Raw genomic sequence first — 21,428 nt, 5'->3', positions numbered from 1 at the left:
TTATTAATTGAGTTTTAATTTAATACGGGTTTAAAACTTATTTTGGTGAATGTGCCAAAAATGGTTCAAGAAAATTTATGCAACCCATAAAGCGCCCATCTGTTTAGCCGTTCAGAAGAATCGGCATTCCCATCAGTGGCCAAAGAATATACACCGCAAAAGCGGTGACGATCATCAATATGATACTGGCCGGAATCCCATAAAGAAAAAACTCTCCGGTTGAAAACTGCTTGGAATCATAGGCAATGGCATTGGGCGCGGCTCCCACCAAAAGCAGAAACGGCATACCGGCAACAACCAGGGAAGAAAACAGGATGACTTCACCGGCCACACCCAGATAAGGGGCTATGACCAGAGCCACCGGAAGCGAAATGGCGATGGCCGCCACATTCATAATAAAATTGGTCATCATCATGACGAAAAATGCAATGCTTAAGACAAATATAAACCAGTGAGATTCTTTAAACATGGTTAGCCAGTTGATGGCCAGCCATTGGGCAGCGCCGGTTTCCCAAAGGCAAAATCCGATACTCATTGCTCCGGCAAACAGCAGGATGATGTTCCAGGGAATTTCTTCCAGGTCGTCGATATCAAGAATCCCGGTGATAAAAAATAAAACAGTGGATATCAAAATAATGGCGGTTTTGTCAGGTGCGCGAAAATTGGCCATATTGGTTTTTAATATGGCGATGACACCCAATGACACGATGCATGCTCCCACAATACAGGCGGCGATGATTTCATTTTTTGTAATGCCACCCAGTTCAGTATAGAGTCTCTTGGCTTTCTCTTTCAAACCGGGAATGGTTTTCTTTTCGGGTTTTAATACCACCATAAAAAATCCCCATAACAAAAAGGTCATGATCCAGCCGATTGGAAACATATAGTAGGTCAACTCGAAAAATCCGATATCCTGGCCCGCGACATCTTTAAAAAAACCAAGCGCAACGGCCCCGCGGGCGGCACCCAGCAAGGTCACAATGGAACCGGCACCTGCCACGTATGCCATGCCGATAAACATTCCTTTGCCAAACTTGGTTTGCTTGTCACCTTCTCCGTACAGCGCGTAGATGGCAACCAGTAGCGGATATACGGTGGCAGCCACAGCAGTATGGGCCATAATATGAGCCAGAGCTGAAGTAAGAACGAAACAGCCCAGGTAAATCATGCTGGTTTTCTCACCGACGATGGAAAGCATTTTATAAGCCAGCCGGCGGGTCAATCCGGTTTTGGTAAAAACGATACCGATTACAATGGAGCCAAAGATAAACATCACTGAAGGATCCATAAAATCCTTAAAGGCTTCCTTGGCCGGACGGATGAAAAACATGGCCTGCAGCACACCGATTGTCAGGCTGGTCACTCCTATGGGTACCACTTCAAACACCCACCAGGTTCCTGCCAGCAGAAAAATAGCCAGAGCTCCTTTACCTTCCCTGCTCAGCGCAAAGCTTTTCCCCATCGGGTCCACCGCATCAGGCCAGGCGGAAGAAAAATAAACGACTACGAAGAGCAACACTCCGGTGAAGAGAAAAATCAGGTTTTTCCAGTTAAATGCCCTTTCATCCATATCCATTCAGGTCCTCCTTGATTGAATTTCCCATTTGTTCGGCTTCACTCCGAATGCCGGGTCTCTTTTTCTGTGCAAAAGAGAGAAAATACCACGGCACCTTGTTGGTATTAATTGATAAGGGCTTAGCAATTACCATTTAACCAATATCAAGTCAAGGCTGTACTTCAACCCAAACATCCTTATATTTACCATAAAAAGCCGGTTTTAGAGCAAAAAGTTCTGTTTACATGTATAGCGGTTCATGCTACATAAATATATTAAAACTCAGTAAGTTGCTGAGTAGTGGGAAAAAAGGTACAAAGTCAAAATAACAATTCAACCGGCAAGCAATAACTAGTAAAATGGGAGGTTTATAATGAAAACAAAAATCGTGAAAGATCTGATGGTTCCCCTTGCTGATTATGCCACCGCTTCTGAAGATGCCACCTTATATGAAGCCATCATTGCCTTGGAAGAAGCACAGAAAAAATTTGACCAATCCCGGTACCGACACAGATCAATTTTGATATATGATAAGAACGGGCATATTACGGGAAAGTTAAGTCAACTCGATATACTTAGGGCGTTGGAACCTAAATATGATGAGATAGGAAATCGAAGAGGCATATCCCATTACGGGTTCAGCAAGAAACTATTATGTACCTTGCGGGAACAGTTCAGCCTTTTTGACAGACCTATGGAAGAAATTTGTCAAAAGGCGGCTTTGCTGAAGGCGAAGAATATCATGTACACTCCCACGGAAAGAGAATACGTTAATGAGAATGATTCCCTGGATGTGGCGATTCATCGCCTGGTTATGGGGCATCATTTATCTCTGCTGGTTACAAAAGATGACAATATTAAGAATATCACCGGAATTTTAAGAAAAACAGATGTTTTTATGGAAGTTTGCGAGGTTATCAAGTCCTGCAGCCTGTGAGAAAAATAAAGTTTTTGAGGGATCGGGGAGTTATTCAATCCCTACTCGGTTCGTCCGGAGAAGCGCCCATTTGCCCGTATCCACCTTAATAAATAATTCCGGTACTCTGTACACGCCCCTATCTTCTCAGTGAAATCCATACAGGCAGAAACGATTAACGCTGCCGCGGAGTTCTGTTCCCTAGGGCTGGTTCAAATCGAATCTCAGTCCGCCTCAGGCGGACCGTACGTCAGTTTCTTGAAATCATTGTTAAGGCTGATACGGGCAAATGGGCGCTTCTCCAGCCGAACCACTAACAATCATTAAAGTTCAAACGGTATATAAAAAAGACCATTGATAAGAAACTCCCCGATCACTCAATTTTTTACGCAAGGGAATCCCTAAGATGTGGAATCGAATCAGCCTGCGCAGCCGTATTTTTATAATTTTATCCTCGTTGGTTATTATTACCATGATAGGAGGTATTGTCATGGTATGGTATACCTATCGGATGGAGGCACAGCTTGCATCTATTATTGAAAAGGATTTGAAAGCCTTCCAGAAGGCCGAGGCTTTGGCAAGCTCTCTTATCAATCAGAAAGGTTTTGTTTCTTACTATTTTATAGATGGTGATCAGCAATGGCTCAAACAACTGGGAAAATACAGGCAGGTTTTTAATGAGCGGCTCAATGAGGCTAAAGAATTTGCCGAAGATAAAGTTGAGAAAGAGACGGTTGATCGGATAAAATCAGAATACGCGCTTTATATTAAAAACAAAGATCGGGTCATTGCACATTACAGAACAGGAGATCGTAAAACCGGTGCCGAACTTCACAAGGATGTGCGGGATCGATATTTTGAAATTCTTTCCCTTTGTCAACAATACAAAGATACCCATACCGAGAGAATCAGCCAGGCCCGAAAGGAAAGCAGCATTCGGGCTGAAAAACTAAGAGTGATAGCTGTAGCTGCTATTGTAATTAATTTTTTTCTGGGGGTTTTTCTTGCCTTTGTGATGATTAAGCATATTTTGCTTCCTGTTCAAAGGTTAACCCTTGCGGCTGACCGGGAAGGCATCAAACACCCTGCGGAAAATGAGATTAAAGCACTCAGCCGCAGTGTGGGAAATCTGATTGAAGATGTAGACCAGGTTCACGGGGAGCTGGAAAAAAGCCGTGAACACCTGTTGCAGGCTGAAAAGATGGCTCTGGTGGGAAAGCTGGCGGCAGGAGTGGCCCACAGCATACGCAACCCGTTTACTTCAGTCAAAATGCGTCTTTTCTCCCTGGACCGATCACTTGAACTCTCTGCTACCCAGAAGGAGGATTTTGAAGTCATTTCCCAAGAGATCCACCACATTGATAATATTGTGCAGAATTTTCTTGAATTTTCCAGGCCGCCAAAGCTGAAAATGCAGCAAATAAGTCCGTCAGTGGTGGTTGATCTGGTGATACAATTGCTGGAACATCGTTTGAAATCATATGATGTCACCATAAAAATCATACGCAGGCAACCACTTCCCGAAATCCAAGCGGACCCGGAACAGTTAAAAGAGGTTCTGGTTAATATCGTGATGAACGCCTGTGAAGCCATGGAAAGAGGTGGCAGGGTGGTCATTCAGGAAGAAGAAACTTTTTTACAACCACGGGGCAGGGTAGCTGTTATCCGGCTTAGCGATAATGGCCCTGGGATTTCAGAGTCGATAAGGGAGAAAATATTGCAACCTTTTTTTACCACCAAGGAAGAGGGAACCGGTCTGGGGCTTAGCATTGCCACCCGAATTATGGACGAGCACCAAGGCTGGCTGGATGTCACCTCAACAGAAGGTGAAGGAACAACATTTATTATTACCCTTCCCGTAAAGGAGTCAGACGTTGAATAGTATTCTGATAATTGACGACGATGATCAGCTGAGAAAAAGCTTTCAAAAGGTTTTGTCCGAAGAGGGTTATCATGTCCAGGGCGCTGCTTCAGGTGAGGCAGGTCTTGAAATTATTCAAAATAAAGTTCCGGACCTGGTTGTTTTAGATATACGTTTGCCGGGTATGAGCGGTATAGAAACCTTTCAGGCTATTCGCGAAATAGAGGGAAAGCTTCCGGTCATTATTATGACGGCTTATGGTACCACCGAAACCGCTATTGAAGCCACTAAAATGGGGGCATTCGACTATATGCTCAAACCGTTCGATATTCCGGACATGCTGACCGTGATCGGACAGGCACTGGAAGCAGGTCGCTTTATGCGTACTCCGGTGGAAATGGACGTGATACCGGAAAAGGCTTCGGAAGAGGCGATTATCGGCCGCAGCCGGCCGATGCAGGATGTTTATAAAGCCATCGGCAGGGTGTCATCATCTGATGCCACTGTACTGATCAGGGGAGAATCCGGCACCGGAAAGGAGTTGGTGGCCAGAGCGATCTATCAGTACAGCTCTCGAGCGGACAGGCCCTTTCTGGTCATTAACTGTGTGGCCATTCCGGAAAATCTTCTTGAAAGTGAACTGTTCGGTTATGAGAAAGGGGCATTTACCGGTGCGTCCCATCGCCGTGTGGGAAAGATCGAACAGGCTCACAAAGGGACTGTTTTTTTGGATGAAATCGGTGATATGCCTTTTTCCATACAGGCTAAGATCCTGAGACTGTTACAGGAAAGAAGTATCGAACGCCTGGGTGGTCGCTCCACCATTCCGGTGGATGTGAGGATTATTGCCGCCACCAACCGCGATCTTGAAACGGCTCTAAACGAAGGCAGGTTTAGGGATGACCTGTATTACCGTCTTAAAGTAGTCACCATTTCACTTCCCCCCTTGCGTGAACGTACTAGTGATATACCGCTTTTGACCGAATATTTCATTTCCCGCTACGCACACGAACTGTCAATGGATAATCCGGGAATTACCAAAGAGGCGATGGAATTACTCGCCAGGCATTCATGGCCGGGCAATGTCCGAGAGCTTGGCAACGCCATCCAAAAAGCCCTGATATTTAACCGTGGGACTCCGATTCATAATGAAGAAATTGCTCAGGCGATCAGCGGTGAAACCCGGAGCACATTATCCGATGAACCCGCCGACCGGGCAATACAAAAATGGGTCAGAGAGGCCCTCAGCGGTAAAAAGGAAAAGAATCTTTTTGATTCATGCATGGACAATATGGCAAGTATTATCATAAGCGAAGCGCTTACCCTTTCCGGGGGCAATCGCTCACGTGCGGCAAAGCTCCTTGGGCTTTCCAGGCCAACGCTACATTCAAAAATAGAAAAGTACAATTTAAAAATCAAAACTTCCATTAAGGAAGACCGGTCGTAGTTTTTACTTCAAGCGAGTTGTTATACTGTTTGCTATAAATATATTCCATTTTAAACGATGAAAAACTCGTATATAAGGGCTCGTAAAGAAAGAACAGACTGACCATATTATAATTGATTTCGTTATTAGCACTATCTTAATAAATTGACCATATCCTATCAAAGTTCTTTCTTAACGATCTCTAATACACTCAGACAGTTTCCTCATTTAAAACGGAACATATTTATGGCAACTACTATAACTTTACATCCTGTAAAATAATCCGACATCTGTCCGCCTTACCTCCTTTCCTTACTTTATCTCAAAGATGATATAATCAAATTTATATTCAGACAGTTATAATTGTTTGACTGGTCAATAGTTATGTTGGCACATTTGTTGCTCAACAAATAGCAGGATCATAAAAAATAAAGCAGTCAAATGATCAAAGTATAAAATATTTATGAACCAAGGAGGTATAACCATGCTGGTAAAAAACTGGATGAGCAAAAATGTGATCACTGTTGATATCAACGATTCAATGCAGGACGCCATAAAAAGACTAAAGGAAAATGACATTAAAATGTTACCGGTGATGAAAAAAGGTAAACTCGCCGGTATCATTACAGACCGGGATTTAAAAAGGGCTTCGGCCTCTGATGCCACATCTTTGGATGTTCACGAGCTCCTTTTTCTTCTTTCAAAGATAAAAATCAAGGATATCATGACCAAAGATCCAATCATGATTCCCCAGGATTTTACGGTAGAGGAAACAGCCGAAATTCTTTTAAAAAATAAAATATCCGGTGCCCCGGTGACAGATAATGAAGGGCAGGTGGTCGGAGCCATCACCCAGACTGATTTGTTCAAGGTGCTGATTTCCCTGACCGGTGTTGGAACCAAAGGCATTCAGTTCGCTTTTCTGCTTAAAGATGAACCGGGTTCGATAAAAGTCATTGCAGATGAAATCAGAAAACACGGCGGCCGCATGGTCAGCATTCTGACTTCCTACGAAGGTGCCACCCAGGGATTTCGCAAAGTCTATATCCGCATGTATGATATCGAGCGTACGGATATTGAAAAACTCAAGGAGGAACTGCGCGAAAAAGGAACCCTGCTTTACGTGGTGGATCATAAAAAAAACAAAAGGGAGATTTATTAAAATAATAGGCGAAAAAGGAGCTATGGGATGAAACCAAATAAACCAAAGAAAATATTACTAGCGGTTGACGGATCGGATCGCTCTTTTGAAACGGTCAGGTATGTCAGCCGGATTCCCCCTTTTGGCCAAATGCAGGTGGTGTTATTTTACGTTTTCAGGGGGGTCCCCCAAAATTTCAGCGACCTGGGAAAAGGACCTCAGTTCAGACAGTCAGTAAGAAGTGCCAGAATATGGGAATCACAACAGAAAGAGGCGTTGAAGGCGCACTCAAAGACGGTGGAGCAAATTCTTTTGGATGCCGGTTTTCCAACAGATGCGGTTTCGCTGAAGATCCGTCACCGGAAAAAAGGAATTGCCAGAGATATCATCAAAGAAGCTCATAACGGCTATGATTTCGTGGTGGTCGGACGAAAGAGTACCGGCAAGATAAAAGAGCTCGCTTTGGGAAGCGTGGCAACCAAACTTGTGGAAAAGATTTCTTTTACCACCCTGGTGGTGGTGGGTAAGAGTGTCGAGCCGGGCAAAGTACTGCTTGCTTTAGACGGTTCAAAGGGCTCGATGCAGGCGGTGGATTTTGTATGTAAGACACTTGGCGATTGCGATGCTTGCGAGACGGAACTGGTACATGTGATCAGAGAGGATCATGCCTTTGAAAGAGACGGCCAACAGCTTGTTTTAAAGGATGATGTCATCAAAGATGCCAAAAAGACTATTATTCCGTTTTTTGATGAAGCCAAAAGCCTGTTGATAAAATCAGGTTTTTCGTCTGATCAAATAAGTACCCAAATAATTACCGATGTTTTCAGTCGTGCCGGTGCTATTGTTCAGGAAGCTGAAAAAAAGGATTACGGCACGATTGTTGTTGCCAGAAAAGGGCTTTCCAGAGTCAGAGATTTTTTTATTGGAAGGGTCAGCAGTAAAGTGATTCAACTGGCCAGAAAAAAAGCGGTATGGGTTGTGACATAAACCGAGGGAGGGACAAAATGGAAAACATAAAAAAAATCATGGTGGCTTTTGACCTTTCAGAGTATTCCAGGGAAGCTTTGAAATATGCCTGTAAACTGGCGGATAACTTTAATGCCGACCTGATTGTTGCTAATGTGATCCATCAAAGAGATGTGGAAGCGGTCAGAATGGTCGAGCTGGCAAGCACTGTCTTTACCTCAAGTGAATATATTGAAACTCAAAAAAAAGACAGATCTGATGAAATTGATAAAGTCACTCAGGAATTTTCTTGCGACCATCTTTCAGTTAAAAAAGTATTCCGCGTTGGTGTTCCCTTTCATGAACTGGTCCAGGTGATTAAAGAAGAAAGTGCCGATCTTTTAGTGATGGGGCCAAAGGGGCGGGGTAATCTTAAAGGCTTTCTTTTCGGTTCAACAGCGGAAAAAATGTTTCGCCACTGCCCGGTTCCCTTATTGAGCGTGCGTAGGAGAAAGAAGTAAAAGGAAAGTTATAACTACTCAGGTGGATAGGCTGAAGACTGTTAGGGAAAAAGCATTTTAGAGCCATGTTTGATGCAAGAATCACATTCCGCTTAAGCGCTGCAAGCGTGCTTTACTGACCCCTTCAGTCTTCAGTCTAAACAGCTTCAGCCTGACTACGTGAGTAGTTACAAAAAATGCGGTAAATGGAGGACAAAGATGCTGGTTAAAAACTGGATGAGCCAAAAAGTCATCACCGCCCATGTCAATGATACCATACAGGATGCCGTCAAGCTGATGAGAGAACATGCCATTCGTATGCTTCCGGTTATGGAACAGGGCGAACTGGTAGGAATCGTGACAGACCGGAACTTAAAAAGGGCGTCCGCATCAGATGTCACCACCCTGGATGTCCATGAACTGATTCATCTTATTTCTACCGTTAAGCTTAAACACATCATGACCAAAAATCCGATTACGGTTCCTGTTGACTTTACGGTAGAAGAAACCGCCGAGATACTATTAAAACATAAAATATCCGGTGTGCCGGTGGTTAACCATGATAAGGAAATGGTGGGGACCATCACTCAAACAGACCTTTTCAAAGTGCTGATTTCACTGTCCGGTGCACGAACCAAAGGGATGCAGTTTGCCTTTGAGGCCGAGGACCGCCCGGGATCAATTAAGGAGCTTGCCGATATATTAAGACAGTATGGTGGGCGTGTTGCCAGTATTTTGTCTTCCTATGACAATGTGACCGCCGGTTATCGTAAGGTTTATATTCATCTGTACGGTATTGATCGTTCCAGGCTTCCGGAACTTAAATCCGAACTTAGAAAAACAGCGAGCTTGCTATATCTGGTGGATCACCGTGAAAACTTAAGAGAAATTTTTTAATCACAGGAAGAACCATGGGTATTTACAATCTGGAAAAAATGTTTCATCCGAAATCGGTGGCGGTGGTCGGGGCCAGCCAAAAGAAAGGAAATGTCGGCTGTGCCATTATGCAAAATTTGATCCATGGAGAGTACCCGGGAAATATTTACCCGGTTAACCCGAATTATAAAACCATTTTTGACAAACCGGCATGTGCCACTCTTTCGGACATCAACACCCCGCCGGATCTGGTGATTATTGCCACACCCATTCATACCGCTCCTGCAATAGTTAAACAATGTGTCAGCTTAGGGGCAGGAGGTGCGGTGATCATTTCCGCGGGAGGAAAAGAAGCAGGCGCAAAGGGCGTTGAGCTGGAAACAGCCATTAAAAAAGAAGCCAAGGACGGTGGTCTTCGTATTATCGGTCCGAATTGTGTCGGCATTATCTCCAGCCGATCCAAGCTGAATGCCAGTTTTACAAGTCAGATGCCGATTCCGGGTAAGATGGCGTTTATATCCCAAAGCGGCGCAATTTGTTCTTCTATTTTGGATTTGTCCATAAAAGAAAACATTGGATTCAGCTATTTTGTGAGCATCGGGGATATGCTGGATGTCGATTTTGCAGACCTGATTGATTTTTTAGGGGGTGAGCAGGAAGTCAGCAGCATTGTAATGTATGTGGAGAGCCTGTGCCGATTTAGAAATTTTATGAGCGCCGCCCGGTCGGTATCGATGGTCAAACCGATTATTGCATTGAAAGCCGGGCGAACACGGGCAGGGGCATTGGCCGCCGCTTCACATACGGGTGCTATGGCCGGAGAGGACTCGATCTATGATGCGGCATTTAAACGCGCCGGCATCCTGAGAGTCAAAACATTCGAAGAACTTTTTGATTGCTCAGAGCTGTTGGCAAAACAACCCACACCTTCAGGACCAGGGCTGGCGATCATAACCAATGCAGGTGGCCTGGGGGTAATGGCTGCCGATGCCTTGTCCGATTACGGATATGAGCCGGTGGCTTTGGCAACCGAAACCATTGAAAAATTAGATGTGATCCTACCTCCATACTGGAGCAAGAGAAATCCTATTGATATGCTCGGCGATGTCACCCCGGACCTTTATCGCAAGGTAGTGGAAATCTGTTTATTTGCTAAAGAGATAAACGGGCTTTTAATTATGTCCGCCCCTCAAGCTCTGACCGATATGACCGAGGTAGCGGCTTCCCTGGTGGATCTTTTTCGAAACAAACCCTTTCCTATTTTCACTTCCTGGGTAGGAGGGGCAGAAATGCAAACAGGCCGGGAGATCTTTAATCAGGCCGGAATTCCGGCATTCAACACACCGGAACGTGCGGTCCGAGCCTTCATGGATATCTATCACAATTCACGAAACATCCAGACACTTCAACAGATTCCCGCCAGACTGCCGAAAAAACTGGAATTTGATCGTGAAAAAGCAAAACAGCTGATTCAAGAAAAACTGGCGACTAAAAACCATCTTGTTACCGAGCTGGAGGCCAAAGCTTTGCTGTCTGCTTATGGTATTCCGGTAAACCGGATGGAGCAGGCTGCCTCAAAAGAGGAAGCGGTGAAAAAAGCCAAAGATTTGGGATTTCCCGTGGTTTTAAAGGTAAATTCCCGGGATATTACCCATAAATCTGATGCCAAAGGCGTATGTCTCAATCTAACAAATGAAAAAGAGGTCCAACATGCCTTTGAAACCATTTGGGAAAATGCAATCGCCTATAACCCTAAAGCCAAAATTGAAGGGGTAACCATCCAGCCCATGGCCGAAAGTTGCCATTATGAACTCATCTTAGGGGCGAAAAAAGACCGTGATTTTGGTCCTGTTATTCTATTCGGTATGGGTGGAACGTTAACAGAAGTTCTTAAGGACAGCGCCATTGCGCTGCCGCCGCTCAATCGTCTTCTGGCGAAAAACCTCATGAAAAAAACGAAGATCTACCAATTGCTCGAAGGTTACCGGAACATACCTCCTGCCGATATTGAGTTGCTGGAAGAAATTCTTATTCGCCTGGCCCAGTTGGTGATTGATTTCCCCGAAATTGAAGAACTCGATATCAATCCGCTACTGGTTAAAGGGGATGATGCCTGTGTGGTCGATGCCAGAGTGCTGCTGAAGCCGTCACAGATCCAGAGCCCTCTTCATTTAGTAATCAGCCCCTATCCTGATCGATATGAGGGAAAGGCAACAACCGCTATGGGGGTAGATATATTTGTCCGGCCGATTCGTCCGGAAGATGCACCACTTTTGGTTGAACTTTTTGAATCTCTATCTCCGAGAAGTGTATATATGAGATTTTTCAACCCTCTCAAACGTCTACCTCATAGTATGCTGGCACGATTTACCCAAATTGATTATGACCGTGAAATTGCACTGGTCGCCCTGTCTAAATCTCAATTAAAAGAAAAAATGCTGGGGGTTGCCAGAGTGATCAATGAACGCAACCAAAAGCATGCGGAGTTTTCCGTGGTGGTTGGGGACCAATGGCAGGGAAAAGGGATTGGCTCCGAGTTGCTTAAACGCTGCCTGACAATTGCCAAAGAACGAAATTTAGAAACCGTATGGGGCAGCGTGCTGACGGAAAACTCACAGATGTTGAAATTAGGGAAAAAACTGGGATTTAAAATCGGCAGAATTCAGGGCTCAAACGAGTATGAATTAAAGATAGATTTAACAAAAACAGATAACATATAGAAATGGTATGATTTTATCCTATTTTCTGATATTTTTTGTTTATTGATGGGAGATACCCGCTGAAATAAAAATCAGGAAGATAGAGGGAGGTGCAACATGGCTATAAATATTGATAAAATTAAATACGTTCCCGGAACCTATGCCAAGAAACGGCCGGATGCCGCTCAAATAGCCGGGCAATACATACGCTCCTGGGAAAAAAGGCAACTTGAAGCCAAAGAAAAACAAGCGGCACTGGGCGTAATTTCGCCTGCCATCTGCTTTTCCAGAAAAATCGGTGTGGGGGCACTGGAGATTGCAGATATGCTGGCGGAGAAGATCGGATACCGGGTGGTCGACCGGGAAGTCATTGAACACATCGCCAATCATGCGGCTTTAAGCAAAAAAACCGTCGATTTTTTTGATGAACACTATCCCGGCAAAATGAATGAATTATCCGCTTTGCTCTTTAGAGAAAAATCCTTTATTATGAGTGATTACACCAGACACTTGATCAGCGCTGTGTTTTCCATGGCCAGTGCGCAGCCCACTATTTTTGTCGGTAGAGGGACACACCTTATTTTGCCAAAGGATTCGCAGCTGGCAGTCCGATTTATTTCTTCCAAGCCATATCGGGTAAAGCGATTGGCTGAGATTCTGAACGTGGAACAGGAAGTGGCGGGAAAAAAGATAGATGAGGTTGATAAGGGACAAAGAGACTTTTTTAAAAAAGTCTTTGGCAAAAAAGATGCCTCTCCGTATGAATTTGATATGGTAATCAATTGTGACTTTATTACACAGCCTGAGTGGGCTGCGGAAATTGTTTCCCGGGCCTTTAAAGAGAAATTCATGGATTTTGTTTAAGGCATGAGGAATCGATCTTCATAAGAATAGGCGCAACCATGAAGATAATGGTTTGTTATGATGGCTCAGCGGAGGCAACCAAAGCATTAAAACTGTCGGTAAAACGGGCACAAGCAGTGAACGCCGAAGTTTACCTGATCCATTCGATGACCGGAGGCCTTGAAGTACACAAGCGGGATTTTGTGAATGCCGAACATGATTTAAGCCGGGCACAACGTCTTTTTGATAATGAAAAAGTATGTTGTGAACCAAAGCTTCTGGTTCGCGGTCTTAATCCGGGAGAAGATCTGGTTCGATTTGCCGATGAAAAAAAAGTAGATGAGATCATCATCGGTATTAAAAAACGATCAAAAGTGGGAAAACTTTTTTTTGGGTCTACCGCCCAGCATGTGATTTTGCATGCCACTTGTCCGGTGGTTACGGTCAGATAATTACGACAGACCTTTGCATTTTGTTAAGAAATACGCTATTTTTATTTATCCCGCTGTAACCAGGTGTGTGGCCGTTTCCGGTTGCTGGCTAAAAAGCAGCACCGGATAATGGCAACCATCATTTTAACTGTCTAATTACTATAACCGGCTTTCATTTGGCCCAAGGAGGAATCATGGCTATTAAAAAAATCGTATGTTGTACAGATTTTTCGGAAAATGCCAAAGCGGCTGTTAAAACAGCCATCGAAATGGCGGAGAAATACCAGGCCCGTCTTTCCATTATCCATGTGTTGCCACCTGTGATAAATCCAATGTTTGCAGAAGCCGCAATGATGTTGTCCGATGAACCCAAAGACTCTTTGCTGTTAAAGCTGGAACAACAGATGCAGACAGAATATGGTGACGGGTTGGGAGAGCATATAAAACATGACCTGGTTGTTCTCGACGGACATGTTTCCACTGAAATTTTAAGATACCTGGAAGATAACCAAACAGATGTGGTGGTAATGGGATCTTACGGGCTTTCAGGCATGGGACTGGTGGTTTTCGGCAGTGTGGCCAAAAGAATCTCCCATAAGGCCCCCTGCAGCGTAATGATTGTTCGCAAGAGTTAAAAGGGGCCCCATGAACGCTCAATTTAATCACAGTGATTTTTTTTCTGCCAAAGAAATCGATGATACCATTGTTCTCAGTTTAAATAAGAATCTGCTGATTCGTTCAACTGATTTAACTGCCAGGGACAGGGTGTTGGATTTTTTTGATGATATTGCAAAATCCGACACCATAAAAGTGGTGGTCATTGTCAGCTCACCGGAAAAGTCGGGAAGTGAAGAGTATATTGATTTCTACCGTAAGGTATTACAATCCCAACTAGACCGCTTGGCTGTGCATAAAATGCTCAACGTCTTTAATCAGATCATATTAAAGATTGTATCTTTAAACAAAGTGGTGGTGCATATCAACTCCGGATTGGCTATTCCGCTGTTTTTAAATATAAGCCTGGCTTGCGACTACAGGATTGTTGCCGACAATACCCTGTTTCAGAAACCATATCTGAAGCTGGGGATGGTTCCCACCGGAGGTGGGGCATTTTTTCTGTCCAGGATTCTAAGCAGAAGCAAGGCATTTTCCATACTGTTGTCCGACAGGGACATCACTGCAGATGAAGCCTTGGAACTTGGTATTGTTGATAAGATTGTCCCGGTAGGAAAGCTTGAAGAGGCTGCAATGGAAATGGCCCGGCACCTGGCCAGAAAACCGGCCAGCACGCTGACCGTAGTCAAAAGGCTGCTCAATTATTCCTTAGAAGACCTTAAGGGCTACCTTGATTTTGAAAACCAAGAGATCTTGAAAATTATCGGGCCCCATGAAGAACTTTCAGACGATTTGTCATCTGAGTTTTGGAAAAGGATTAAAGAAAACGTTTAGCACTTCGTCGGAAGTTAACGACCTAAGTTAACCATGAATGAGCTAAAATATATACCAGGGGCTTATGACAAAGAACGAGTGGATGCTCATACGGTGGCAGACCAGTACGCGGGCAATTGGGAACAGCGGCTTCAAAACACACCAGAAACTTTTCCGGCAAAGATATCATCTACCATTTGCCTTTCCCCTAAAATAGGCGTTGGTGCACTGGAAATTGCCGATATACTGGCCGAAAAAATCGACTATGCTGTTACCGATCATGAAATTTTAATTATATCGCAAAAGATGCAAAAAATCGAATCAAATGGTCTGTCTGCTTTACAACTTGTAAAAACAACCGACACCCAATTTCTTCACCTGCATTCACTCGCTTTTTCTCTTATTAAAAAATTGCTTGTATTTTGAGACAGTTAATAAGTTTTGACCTTTCCTTTCCTAATTGGCACAAACCTTGCGTATTGTGATTGAAAAGGGATGGGCCTGTTAGGCCGGTAGGTTGGCTGTAAACACGTTCATAAATTTTTTAAGCATTTAATAGTATAGGCAATTAAGAAGGGAAGTTGTTCTTTTCTAAAGACCGCTTTTTATACATGTGTTATGGTTAATCTCGTCCGGCGGGGTTTGCTTTAAATGTTAGTTAAAATTTTTTATGGAAAATACTTGGCAGCTAAAACCGGATCGATTCGACTTTAGGAATTGATCCGGTTTGATAATTTGGTAAAAAAAGAAGTTTGAAATGCGACTACCATATACCGTAGTTTTTGATAAAGTGTTGTTCCACATGTAGTGTTCCATCCCCATTGTGATCATATTTTACGTATTCATAATTTATCGGTAATCATGGTCGATATTGATGTAATACCGAACAGTTAAGGAAGACCCTTGAGAAAAAATTACAACATATTAATAGCTGACCGCAATTCCCATGTCCGGGAGTTGTTAAGGCGCGAGCTGACGCTGGAAGGTTACCAGGTTCAACTGGCGAAAACCGGTCAGGAAATCATTCAATATACATTGGGGCAAGAGCCTTTAGACCTTTTGATTGTAGACCCCGATCTGCCTGATACAGATAATTTACTCCTGGTGAAGACACTCAGGGAGCATTTCCCAGCATTGACTGTAGTGGTTCATTCTTTTCTGTCGGAAAAAGGAATACAGCAGGATATCTTGAACACAGTGACCTTTGTGGAGAAAAGAGGGAGCAGTATCGATCGCATTAAAAAGACAGTCGCTAAGGTTCTTGACAGAACATGAACTTCCCACTGCAATAAATTAGTCCATTAGAACTTGACGGTCTCCTAATTTTTTTCCTTATTTTTTTCCGTTTTAAAAATTAAAAATTTTTAAAACGCCATTGACAGAGTATGGTTTTTATATTATCGTTAAAAGACGATAAACGATGACAGAAAAGAAAGCCCAAAATTGAAAAGCAAGTTTGATCAAGACAGCTGTATTTGCAAGGGAACCGATGTTTGCTTAGATACTGTTCTTATGTCCTTATACAGCAGCGAAGGAAAACAACTCTATTTGGATTTTTAAAGAAAAGGTAACGACTCGGTCTGGCATGCTTCAGCCTGACAGCGGGGGTAGTTACCAGAAATCGAGGTAAGTATTTATGCCGAAACTTAAAATGGATGCAGATACACTCGCCAAAATTTTCAAGGCGCTGGGACATCCCACCAGGGTTAAGATTGTGGAGCATTTAATAAAAATCAATTCTTGTGTATGTGGAGAAATTGTGAATATTTTCCCCTTTTCCCAGTCGACCATCAGCCAACACCTTAAGCTGCTTAAAGAATCAGGTATTGTCCATGGTGAAATTGAAGGACCAAAAACGTGTTACTGTGTCGATTTTGATGTATTGAATCAATTCAAAAAGTATGTGTCGAAATTATAAACAGGGAGCTGAATTTGAAAGAACCATTAGATACCGGATGTGGCTGTGGGTCTGATTGCAGCAGCAACGAGGGCTGTGACACTAGGCTTGAATCCACCGGGGTTTCAATCATGCCAGAAATGGATGATGCAGGGACCGATGGCGGCATTGGACCAAAGAATGTTTTTGCCGATCATGAAAAGCCGGGGTATATCATTGGCTCGTTTGTGGAAGATTTTGTTTTCACCGATACCGGTTTTGTTCCCAAGGTAAAAACCAAACCGGATAAAAGTGATATTCTATCCACCCTGGTGGTAAGAAGCGGTATTGGCAGGCACAATTACAAAGTGGCACCCGGTCTTTATTGTGTGGGAAACCCTGACAAAGCTTCAGAGGTCCTGGTTACCGCAAATTTCAAACTGACCTTTGATCACCTGAGGCGGGAGCTGGAGTATATGGATGCCTGGATTCTTGTTCTGGATACCGGCGGGGTAAATGTCTGGTGTGCTGCCGGAAAAGGAACCTTTTCCACTGGAGAACTGGTTAAAAGAATAAAACGATGTTCCCTGGAAAAAGTGGTTGACCATAAACGGGTGATCGTTCCACAACTGGGTGCAACCGGAGTGACTGCCGGAAAGGTAAAAAAAGAATCCGGCTTTAAAGTGGTATTCGGCCCTGTCAGGGCAAAAGACATTCCCGCTTTTGTTAAAAACAATAGAAAGGCCGATAAAAAGATGAGAATGGTTACCTTCACTTTTATTGAAAGGCTGATTCTCACCCCGGTTGAATTGAAAACGGTCCTCAAGCCGGCTTTGCTAGCCTCAATGGTTTTGATTATTCTGTCCGGTTTCGGGCCGGGCTTCTTTTCCTTTTCAAGTGCTTTTGAAAGGGGAATGGTGTCTATCCTGGCGCTTTTGGTGGGAATTATTTCCGGTGCAGTCATTACCCCCGCACTGCTGCCCTATATCCCATTTAGAGAGTTTGCCGCAAAAGGTCTCCTATGCGGAATTGTGTTTGCCGCGCTTTTATTTCTGTCAATTTCATCGTCCATTCATGGGATTACGGCCTTTATCGGTCTGTTTTTATTGGTGATGGCCATAAGCTCCTATCTGTCCATGAATTTTACCGGCGCCACCCCCTTTACCTCACCCTCCGGTGTTGAAAAGGAGATGAAAAGGTTCATCCCTGTACAGTTAATCGCTTTGGTAATATCAACAGGTTTCTGGATCTATTCGGCATTTTAATTTTAAAACAGGAAAACAAATCATGGAAGATATAAGATACCTAGACGATGTTTCGTCACTGATACTCAACCGGGAGGAATGCATCGGGTGTGGTTTGTGTACCGAAGTATGCCCCCACCATGTTTTTGAGATCAGGCAGGGAAAAGCGGCAATTATCGACTTTAACGCCTGCATGGAGTGCGGGGCATGTGTGAATAACTGTCCTACCCATGCAATAGAAGTCAGTCCTGGTGTAGGTTGAGCCTCCTATATTATCCAGGTCTGGATAAAAGGCAAAGAAAATGCTAGCTGTGGTTCTGCTGAAACAGGTGGTTGTTGCTAAAACATAAGCCTTCTGGGAAGCACTTTAAAAGCCAGTAAACCTATTACAGAGCAGGCTGCTGCACATGAAATTCAAATGATTCTAAAAAAATAGAAAAAACACCCTTACATGGGAACAAAATTATTTGCCTGAAAGTAGTCTTCTTTCAGCATATTCAGTTGCTGCTCAAAGGCGCGATAATGATCTGTTTCCCAGTCAGCCAATTCATTATAAAGCGTTTTTACCTCCTCATCGTCAGCCTTTTCCGCACAAGCCCGGTAAAATCTCATGGCATCTAATTCCAATTTCATGCCAATGGTCAGTGCACTGACTTCAAAATGACTGTCCTTGATCCTTCTTTTTATCTCATCACTGAAGATCGGACTTTCCGCATGTTGATGATCTTTTTTTAGCAGCTTTTTGGTAAAGTCATACTCACCTTTTTCCAGAACGGATTTGTACTGATGTCTCAGATAGTTGAAGTGGCCGATCTCCTCTTCGGCCATGCGGGAGAAGGTCTCTTTCCCAACTGGGTCAGCGGTGGTTTGAGCGGCATTTTTGTAAAACTCATGGCCGGTCAGCTCTGCCTCCATGGCTGTTTTTAATCCTTGTAGTACTTCCTCTGTGTTTTTATTCATTTCGCTTTCCTTTCCGCATTTGACTTTTAAGCCCTAAGGTCTGGGTTTAAGATGAGTGAGGTTCATATCGACAGACAAAATATAATCATAATCAAAACGATTGCAACGATTTATAAAATTAATTTTGATATCAGAAAAATCGGTCCTTGCCATTGGGGTTGGTGGGGGATGAGAAAATATCTCATGCCAGGCTAGTGGAGATTTTTCATCCGTTTTTCCACCTTGACCATGGCCGCCTCGCGGCTTTCGCCTCTGATATCGGCCTTTGCCATGGCCCATTGGCAGGCCTTTTCTTTATCATTGGTATAAACCGCGCACCACATCAGGCCGGAAATCGCGCCCAAACCGTTTGGATTTATATTGATGGCGGATCGGAATGATTCTTTGGCTGACTCATAGTCCTTATTCTTATAACGGACCCAGCCTTTTAGATTGTGAGCCAGGTAAGAGGAAGGGGCTGCGGAGATGGAACGATCGAACAGCTTGGAATCCAGCGGACCTTTATCACCCCAGGATGAATGGAAATAATAAGTCTTTAAATCCCGGCCCAGAAGATCCAGACTTTTTAGAGTGGTGGTTTCAGGCCATAAGGCCTTGGGGACCTGGGTATCTGCCAGGGGTAGGCCGCAAGCCTTTAACCAGGCCAAGAACCCTTTGCGGAATCCTATGAGATGGTCGGCCGGATCCAGCATCAGACCGGTTTTCCATTTTTCGCATTTTCCCTTTGTATCCTTAAGTACCAGTGTGACCTTTACCATTTCTCGGTGCTGTTGAACGCTGCCCCATAGCCAGTAACGGATGCCCTGTGCTTTGGCAAGTTTGGTAATGTCAAGCCGGGGACCCTTACCCCGGCAATAGGCGGTTAGTTTTTCTTTTTGGAGGAAGATTTTCTTTACCCGCCAGCCAAACCAGAACTCCTTAAGTCCGCTGTGAAGGGCCACCACATTTCCCAGCAGGAAATGAATCCCTATCCCAATTCCATTGTATGCCTGACCTTTCTCAGGCTGGAGGGGGAGTACGATCAGTCTGGGTTTGCTTTTCTCCTTCTTTTCAATGGACGGTCTCATCGGTACGTTTTTTCCACCTCCACTGCAACCACAGGGTAACAACGCCCAATAAAAGGCGATAAAAAACACCATTGACCGCCTCAGGTTCATCTTTTCCTCCATTGATAATCCACATTATCTAAATCATAGCATAATTGAATCAATTCTTTTCCAGATGTTTCCTGATATTTACCATACCTTCGAGTTTGTAATGTTTGATGTCCTTATATTGGTTAATAATATCTCCGGCTTGTTTGTTTAACTGAATTTGCTCTTCGTTTATGATCGTGCGAAAACCCTCATAAAATGGTCCCAATCTGACCGCTTTTCCCTTATAGGTGTCATGGACCGTGGTGTGTGGATGAGCAAACAGCCATCTCATTTGAAAAGTCGTAATCGAATTTTCAGGTACACGGTCCATGAAACTTTCTAATTCTTTAATATCATCCTGGATCAAATTGTTCCAACCCAATATGAAGTTCGCATTAATGTGTATTCTATTTTCATGACAGATACGAAGAAATTCCAATACTTCATCTGTATTACATCCTTTGCCGATATATTCCAACATACGATTGGTGGGAACTCCATACCAAAACCCAATACCAGTTTGGGAAATTTGTGACCACCCTTGTGTAATACTTCCTTTAAGGCCCTATTTTCCGCTTTGGCAGGTCTTACAAACAGTCGGTATTCCAAGTCATGGTCCCGGGGTAGTTCAACGAGTACTTCTCTGATGTATTTGGTGGTGATAGATCCTGTATTTAAACGCACTATCTTATGTCCATTATGTGCCATAGTTTCAAACTCATAGTTCATATCCTTTCTTTTCCTGAATACTTCCCCTGCATGAAGGGCAATGTTACAGAATACGCATTTACGCCAATAACACCCGTTATCCAAGGTGTAGGAAAAGTAAATACGGCTGTCATCCGGTACAAATTCGGGCACATCCACCCTCCATTTGCCGGAAAAATTTGGAACTTCAAACCAGTCCTCTACACTTTGGCCGGTTAATTTCAAATTCGATGGCAACATATCATAACTGTCAACCTTCACATAAACCGGATGCCAGCGGTTTTTATCGATTCGCCTTTCTGCGGCAATGGGTCCACCTACGATAAAACGGATTTCCGGATATTCTTTTGCCCATATGTAGGATTGATACAAATGATTCATATAGATGGCGCTGATATAGACGGTGCCTTTATTAATAGGTAATTTTCTATTTTCATATGTTTCATTCAAGTACCATTTGGTGCGGTCTATCTCATGCTCGGTCCAGTAAAAATCTCCTTTGTTTTTACACAGGTCATAGGTGTCTGAAAACCGTTGTACAGGTCAAAGTAACCACTTTTGGTTCGGTTATAAAATTGCAGAAACAAAGTATCATTCATATTATTAACCTTCCGTCATTTTCTTTCTTTCAATTATCACTGAGTTTCCCTTATTTCATCTTAGAAAACCACATTGATAGGAAAACGTCAATGTCAGATTGAATCCGGTCGAGGAAATCCCCAAAATTACAACATTTTAGATTGCCTATAAGAAAAGTGCTTTCTTGACAATGTCGTTGGTACCTGTTATCTGAATCCGAGTCGTCGGTTGCCGGATAATGGGTGGCGTTTTTTTCCACTTCCACTGTATGTCTTAGAATATTCGGTTACTGCACAATACCTTG

The 21,428-nt window shown here is 43.6% G+C and carries 22 protein-coding genes; 17 read left to right on the top strand and 5 right to left on the bottom strand.

Annotated features, from left to right (window positions below; genetic code table 11):
* Window positions 1-103 precede the first annotated feature (103 nt).
* The gene (locus SWH54_15295; protein MDY6792626.1) at window positions 104-1,576 is read right to left on the bottom strand and encodes an SLC13 family permease; all 1,473 of its coding nucleotides are present in this window, start codon (window positions 1,574-1,576) and stop codon (window positions 104-106) included.
* A gap of 352 nt (window positions 1,577-1,928) precedes the next feature.
* Here SWH54_15295 and SWH54_15290 point away from each other — a divergent pair, with 352 nt between their 5' ends.
* From SWH54_15290 to hgcB, 17 genes are all read left to right on the top strand, one after another.
* Window positions 1,929-2,492, top strand: coding sequence for a CBS domain-containing protein (locus SWH54_15290; protein MDY6792625.1), 564 nt, complete (start codon window positions 1,929-1,931; stop codon window positions 2,490-2,492).
* A 385-nt stretch (window positions 2,493-2,877) separates the two neighbouring features.
* Complete coding sequence (locus SWH54_15285; protein MDY6792624.1) at window positions 2,878-4,353, top strand: ATP-binding protein; 1,476 nt, start codon at window positions 2,878-2,880, stop codon at window positions 4,351-4,353.
* Window positions 4,346-5,779: a sigma-54 dependent transcriptional regulator gene (locus SWH54_15280; GenBank protein ID MDY6792623.1), complete on the top strand. Its 1,434-nt coding sequence runs from the start codon at window positions 4,346-4,348 to the stop codon at window positions 5,777-5,779. The genes SWH54_15285 and SWH54_15280 overlap by 8 nt, the downstream gene beginning before the upstream one ends.
* 463 nt (window positions 5,780-6,242) lie before the next feature.
* Window positions 6,243-6,920 (top strand): CBS and ACT domain-containing protein, encoded by a 678-nt coding sequence (locus tag SWH54_15275; protein MDY6792622.1) that lies wholly within the window; start codon window positions 6,243-6,245, stop codon window positions 6,918-6,920.
* 27 nt (window positions 6,921-6,947) lie between these two features.
* Window positions 6,948-7,886 (top strand): universal stress protein, encoded by a 939-nt coding sequence (locus SWH54_15270; protein ID MDY6792621.1) that lies wholly within the window; start codon window positions 6,948-6,950, stop codon window positions 7,884-7,886.
* Window positions 7,887-7,903: 17 nt separating this feature from the next.
* Window positions 7,904-8,365, top strand: a complete 462-nt coding sequence (locus SWH54_15265; GenBank protein ID MDY6792620.1) for a universal stress protein — start codon at window positions 7,904-7,906, stop codon at window positions 8,363-8,365.
* Window positions 8,366-8,563: 198 nt separating this feature from the next.
* A complete protein-coding gene (locus tag SWH54_15260) occupies window positions 8,564-9,241 on the top strand; it encodes a CBS and ACT domain-containing protein (protein ID MDY6792619.1) in 678 nt (225 codons plus the stop codon).
* 14 nt (window positions 9,242-9,255) lie between these two features.
* Window positions 9,256-11,940, top strand: a complete 2,685-nt coding sequence (locus SWH54_15255) for a bifunctional acetate--CoA ligase family protein/GNAT family N-acetyltransferase (protein MDY6792618.1) — start codon at window positions 9,256-9,258, stop codon at window positions 11,938-11,940.
* 96 nt (window positions 11,941-12,036) lie between these two features.
* Window positions 12,037-12,783, top strand: a complete 747-nt coding sequence (locus tag SWH54_15250) for a cytidylate kinase-like family protein (GenBank protein ID MDY6792617.1) — start codon at window positions 12,037-12,039, stop codon at window positions 12,781-12,783.
* A gap of 38 nt (window positions 12,784-12,821) precedes the next feature.
* Window positions 12,822-13,214 carry a universal stress protein gene (locus SWH54_15245; GenBank protein MDY6792616.1) on the top strand — a complete coding sequence of 131 codons (393 nt, stop codon included), beginning with the start codon at window positions 12,822-12,824 and terminating at the stop codon, window positions 13,212-13,214.
* 173 nt (window positions 13,215-13,387) lie between these two features.
* On the top strand, window positions 13,388-13,828 hold the full coding sequence (locus SWH54_15240) for a universal stress protein (GenBank protein MDY6792615.1): 441 nt from the start codon (window positions 13,388-13,390) through the stop codon (window positions 13,826-13,828).
* Window positions 13,829-13,838: 10 nt separating this feature from the next.
* On the top strand, window positions 13,839-14,642 hold the full coding sequence (locus SWH54_15235) for an enoyl-CoA hydratase/isomerase family protein (protein ID MDY6792614.1): 804 nt from the start codon (window positions 13,839-13,841) through the stop codon (window positions 14,640-14,642).
* Window positions 14,643-14,675: 33 nt separating this feature from the next.
* Window positions 14,676-15,047: a hypothetical protein gene (locus SWH54_15230; GenBank protein MDY6792613.1), complete on the top strand. Its 372-nt coding sequence runs from the start codon at window positions 14,676-14,678 to the stop codon at window positions 15,045-15,047.
* A 477-nt stretch (window positions 15,048-15,524) separates the two neighbouring features.
* On the top strand, window positions 15,525-15,896 hold the full coding sequence (locus SWH54_15225) for a response regulator (protein MDY6792612.1): 372 nt from the start codon (window positions 15,525-15,527) through the stop codon (window positions 15,894-15,896).
* 361 nt (window positions 15,897-16,257) lie between these two features.
* Window positions 16,258-16,539: a metalloregulator ArsR/SmtB family transcription factor gene (locus SWH54_15220; protein MDY6792611.1), complete on the top strand. Its 282-nt coding sequence runs from the start codon at window positions 16,258-16,260 to the stop codon at window positions 16,537-16,539.
* A 14-nt stretch (window positions 16,540-16,553) separates the two neighbouring features.
* Entirely contained in the window at window positions 16,554-17,762 is a 1,209-nt protein-coding gene (hgcA, locus tag SWH54_15215) for a mercury methylation corrinoid protein HgcA (protein ID MDY6792610.1), read from the top strand.
* A 22-nt stretch (window positions 17,763-17,784) separates the two neighbouring features.
* Complete coding sequence (gene hgcB / locus SWH54_15210; GenBank protein MDY6792609.1) at window positions 17,785-18,084, top strand: mercury methylation ferredoxin HgcB; 300 nt, start codon at window positions 17,785-17,787, stop codon at window positions 18,082-18,084.
* A 104-nt stretch (window positions 18,085-18,188) separates the two neighbouring features.
* Here the strand turns inward: hgcB and SWH54_15205 are convergent, their stop codons facing one another.
* The 4 genes from SWH54_15205 to SWH54_15190 all read right to left on the bottom strand — a co-directional run bounded on the left by SWH54_15205 (window position 18,189) and on the right by SWH54_15190 (window position 20,995).
* Window positions 18,189-18,701 (bottom strand): ferritin family protein, encoded by a 513-nt coding sequence (locus SWH54_15205; protein MDY6792608.1) that lies wholly within the window; start codon window positions 18,699-18,701, stop codon window positions 18,189-18,191.
* A 191-nt stretch (window positions 18,702-18,892) separates the two neighbouring features.
* The gene (locus SWH54_15200; GenBank protein MDY6792607.1) at window positions 18,893-19,858 is read right to left on the bottom strand and encodes a hypothetical protein; all 966 of its coding nucleotides are present in this window, start codon (window positions 19,856-19,858) and stop codon (window positions 18,893-18,895) included.
* A 49-nt stretch (window positions 19,859-19,907) separates the two neighbouring features.
* Window positions 19,908-20,168 (bottom strand): hypothetical protein, encoded by a 261-nt coding sequence (locus SWH54_15195; GenBank protein ID MDY6792606.1) that lies wholly within the window; start codon window positions 20,166-20,168, stop codon window positions 19,908-19,910.
* Window positions 20,169-20,200: 32 nt separating this feature from the next.
* Window positions 20,201-20,995: a hypothetical protein gene (locus tag SWH54_15190; GenBank protein MDY6792605.1), complete on the bottom strand. Its 795-nt coding sequence runs from the start codon at window positions 20,993-20,995 to the stop codon at window positions 20,201-20,203.
* Between the last annotated feature and the right edge of the window lie 433 nt (window positions 20,996-21,428).

The organism is Thermodesulfobacteriota bacterium (assembly GCA_034189135.1).
GTDB lineage: Bacteria > Desulfobacterota > Desulfobacteria > Desulfobacterales > JAUWMJ01 > JAUWMJ01.
The sequence above is the reverse complement of the archived record's forward strand: the minus strand, read 5'-3'. Positions and strand labels throughout refer to the sequence as shown.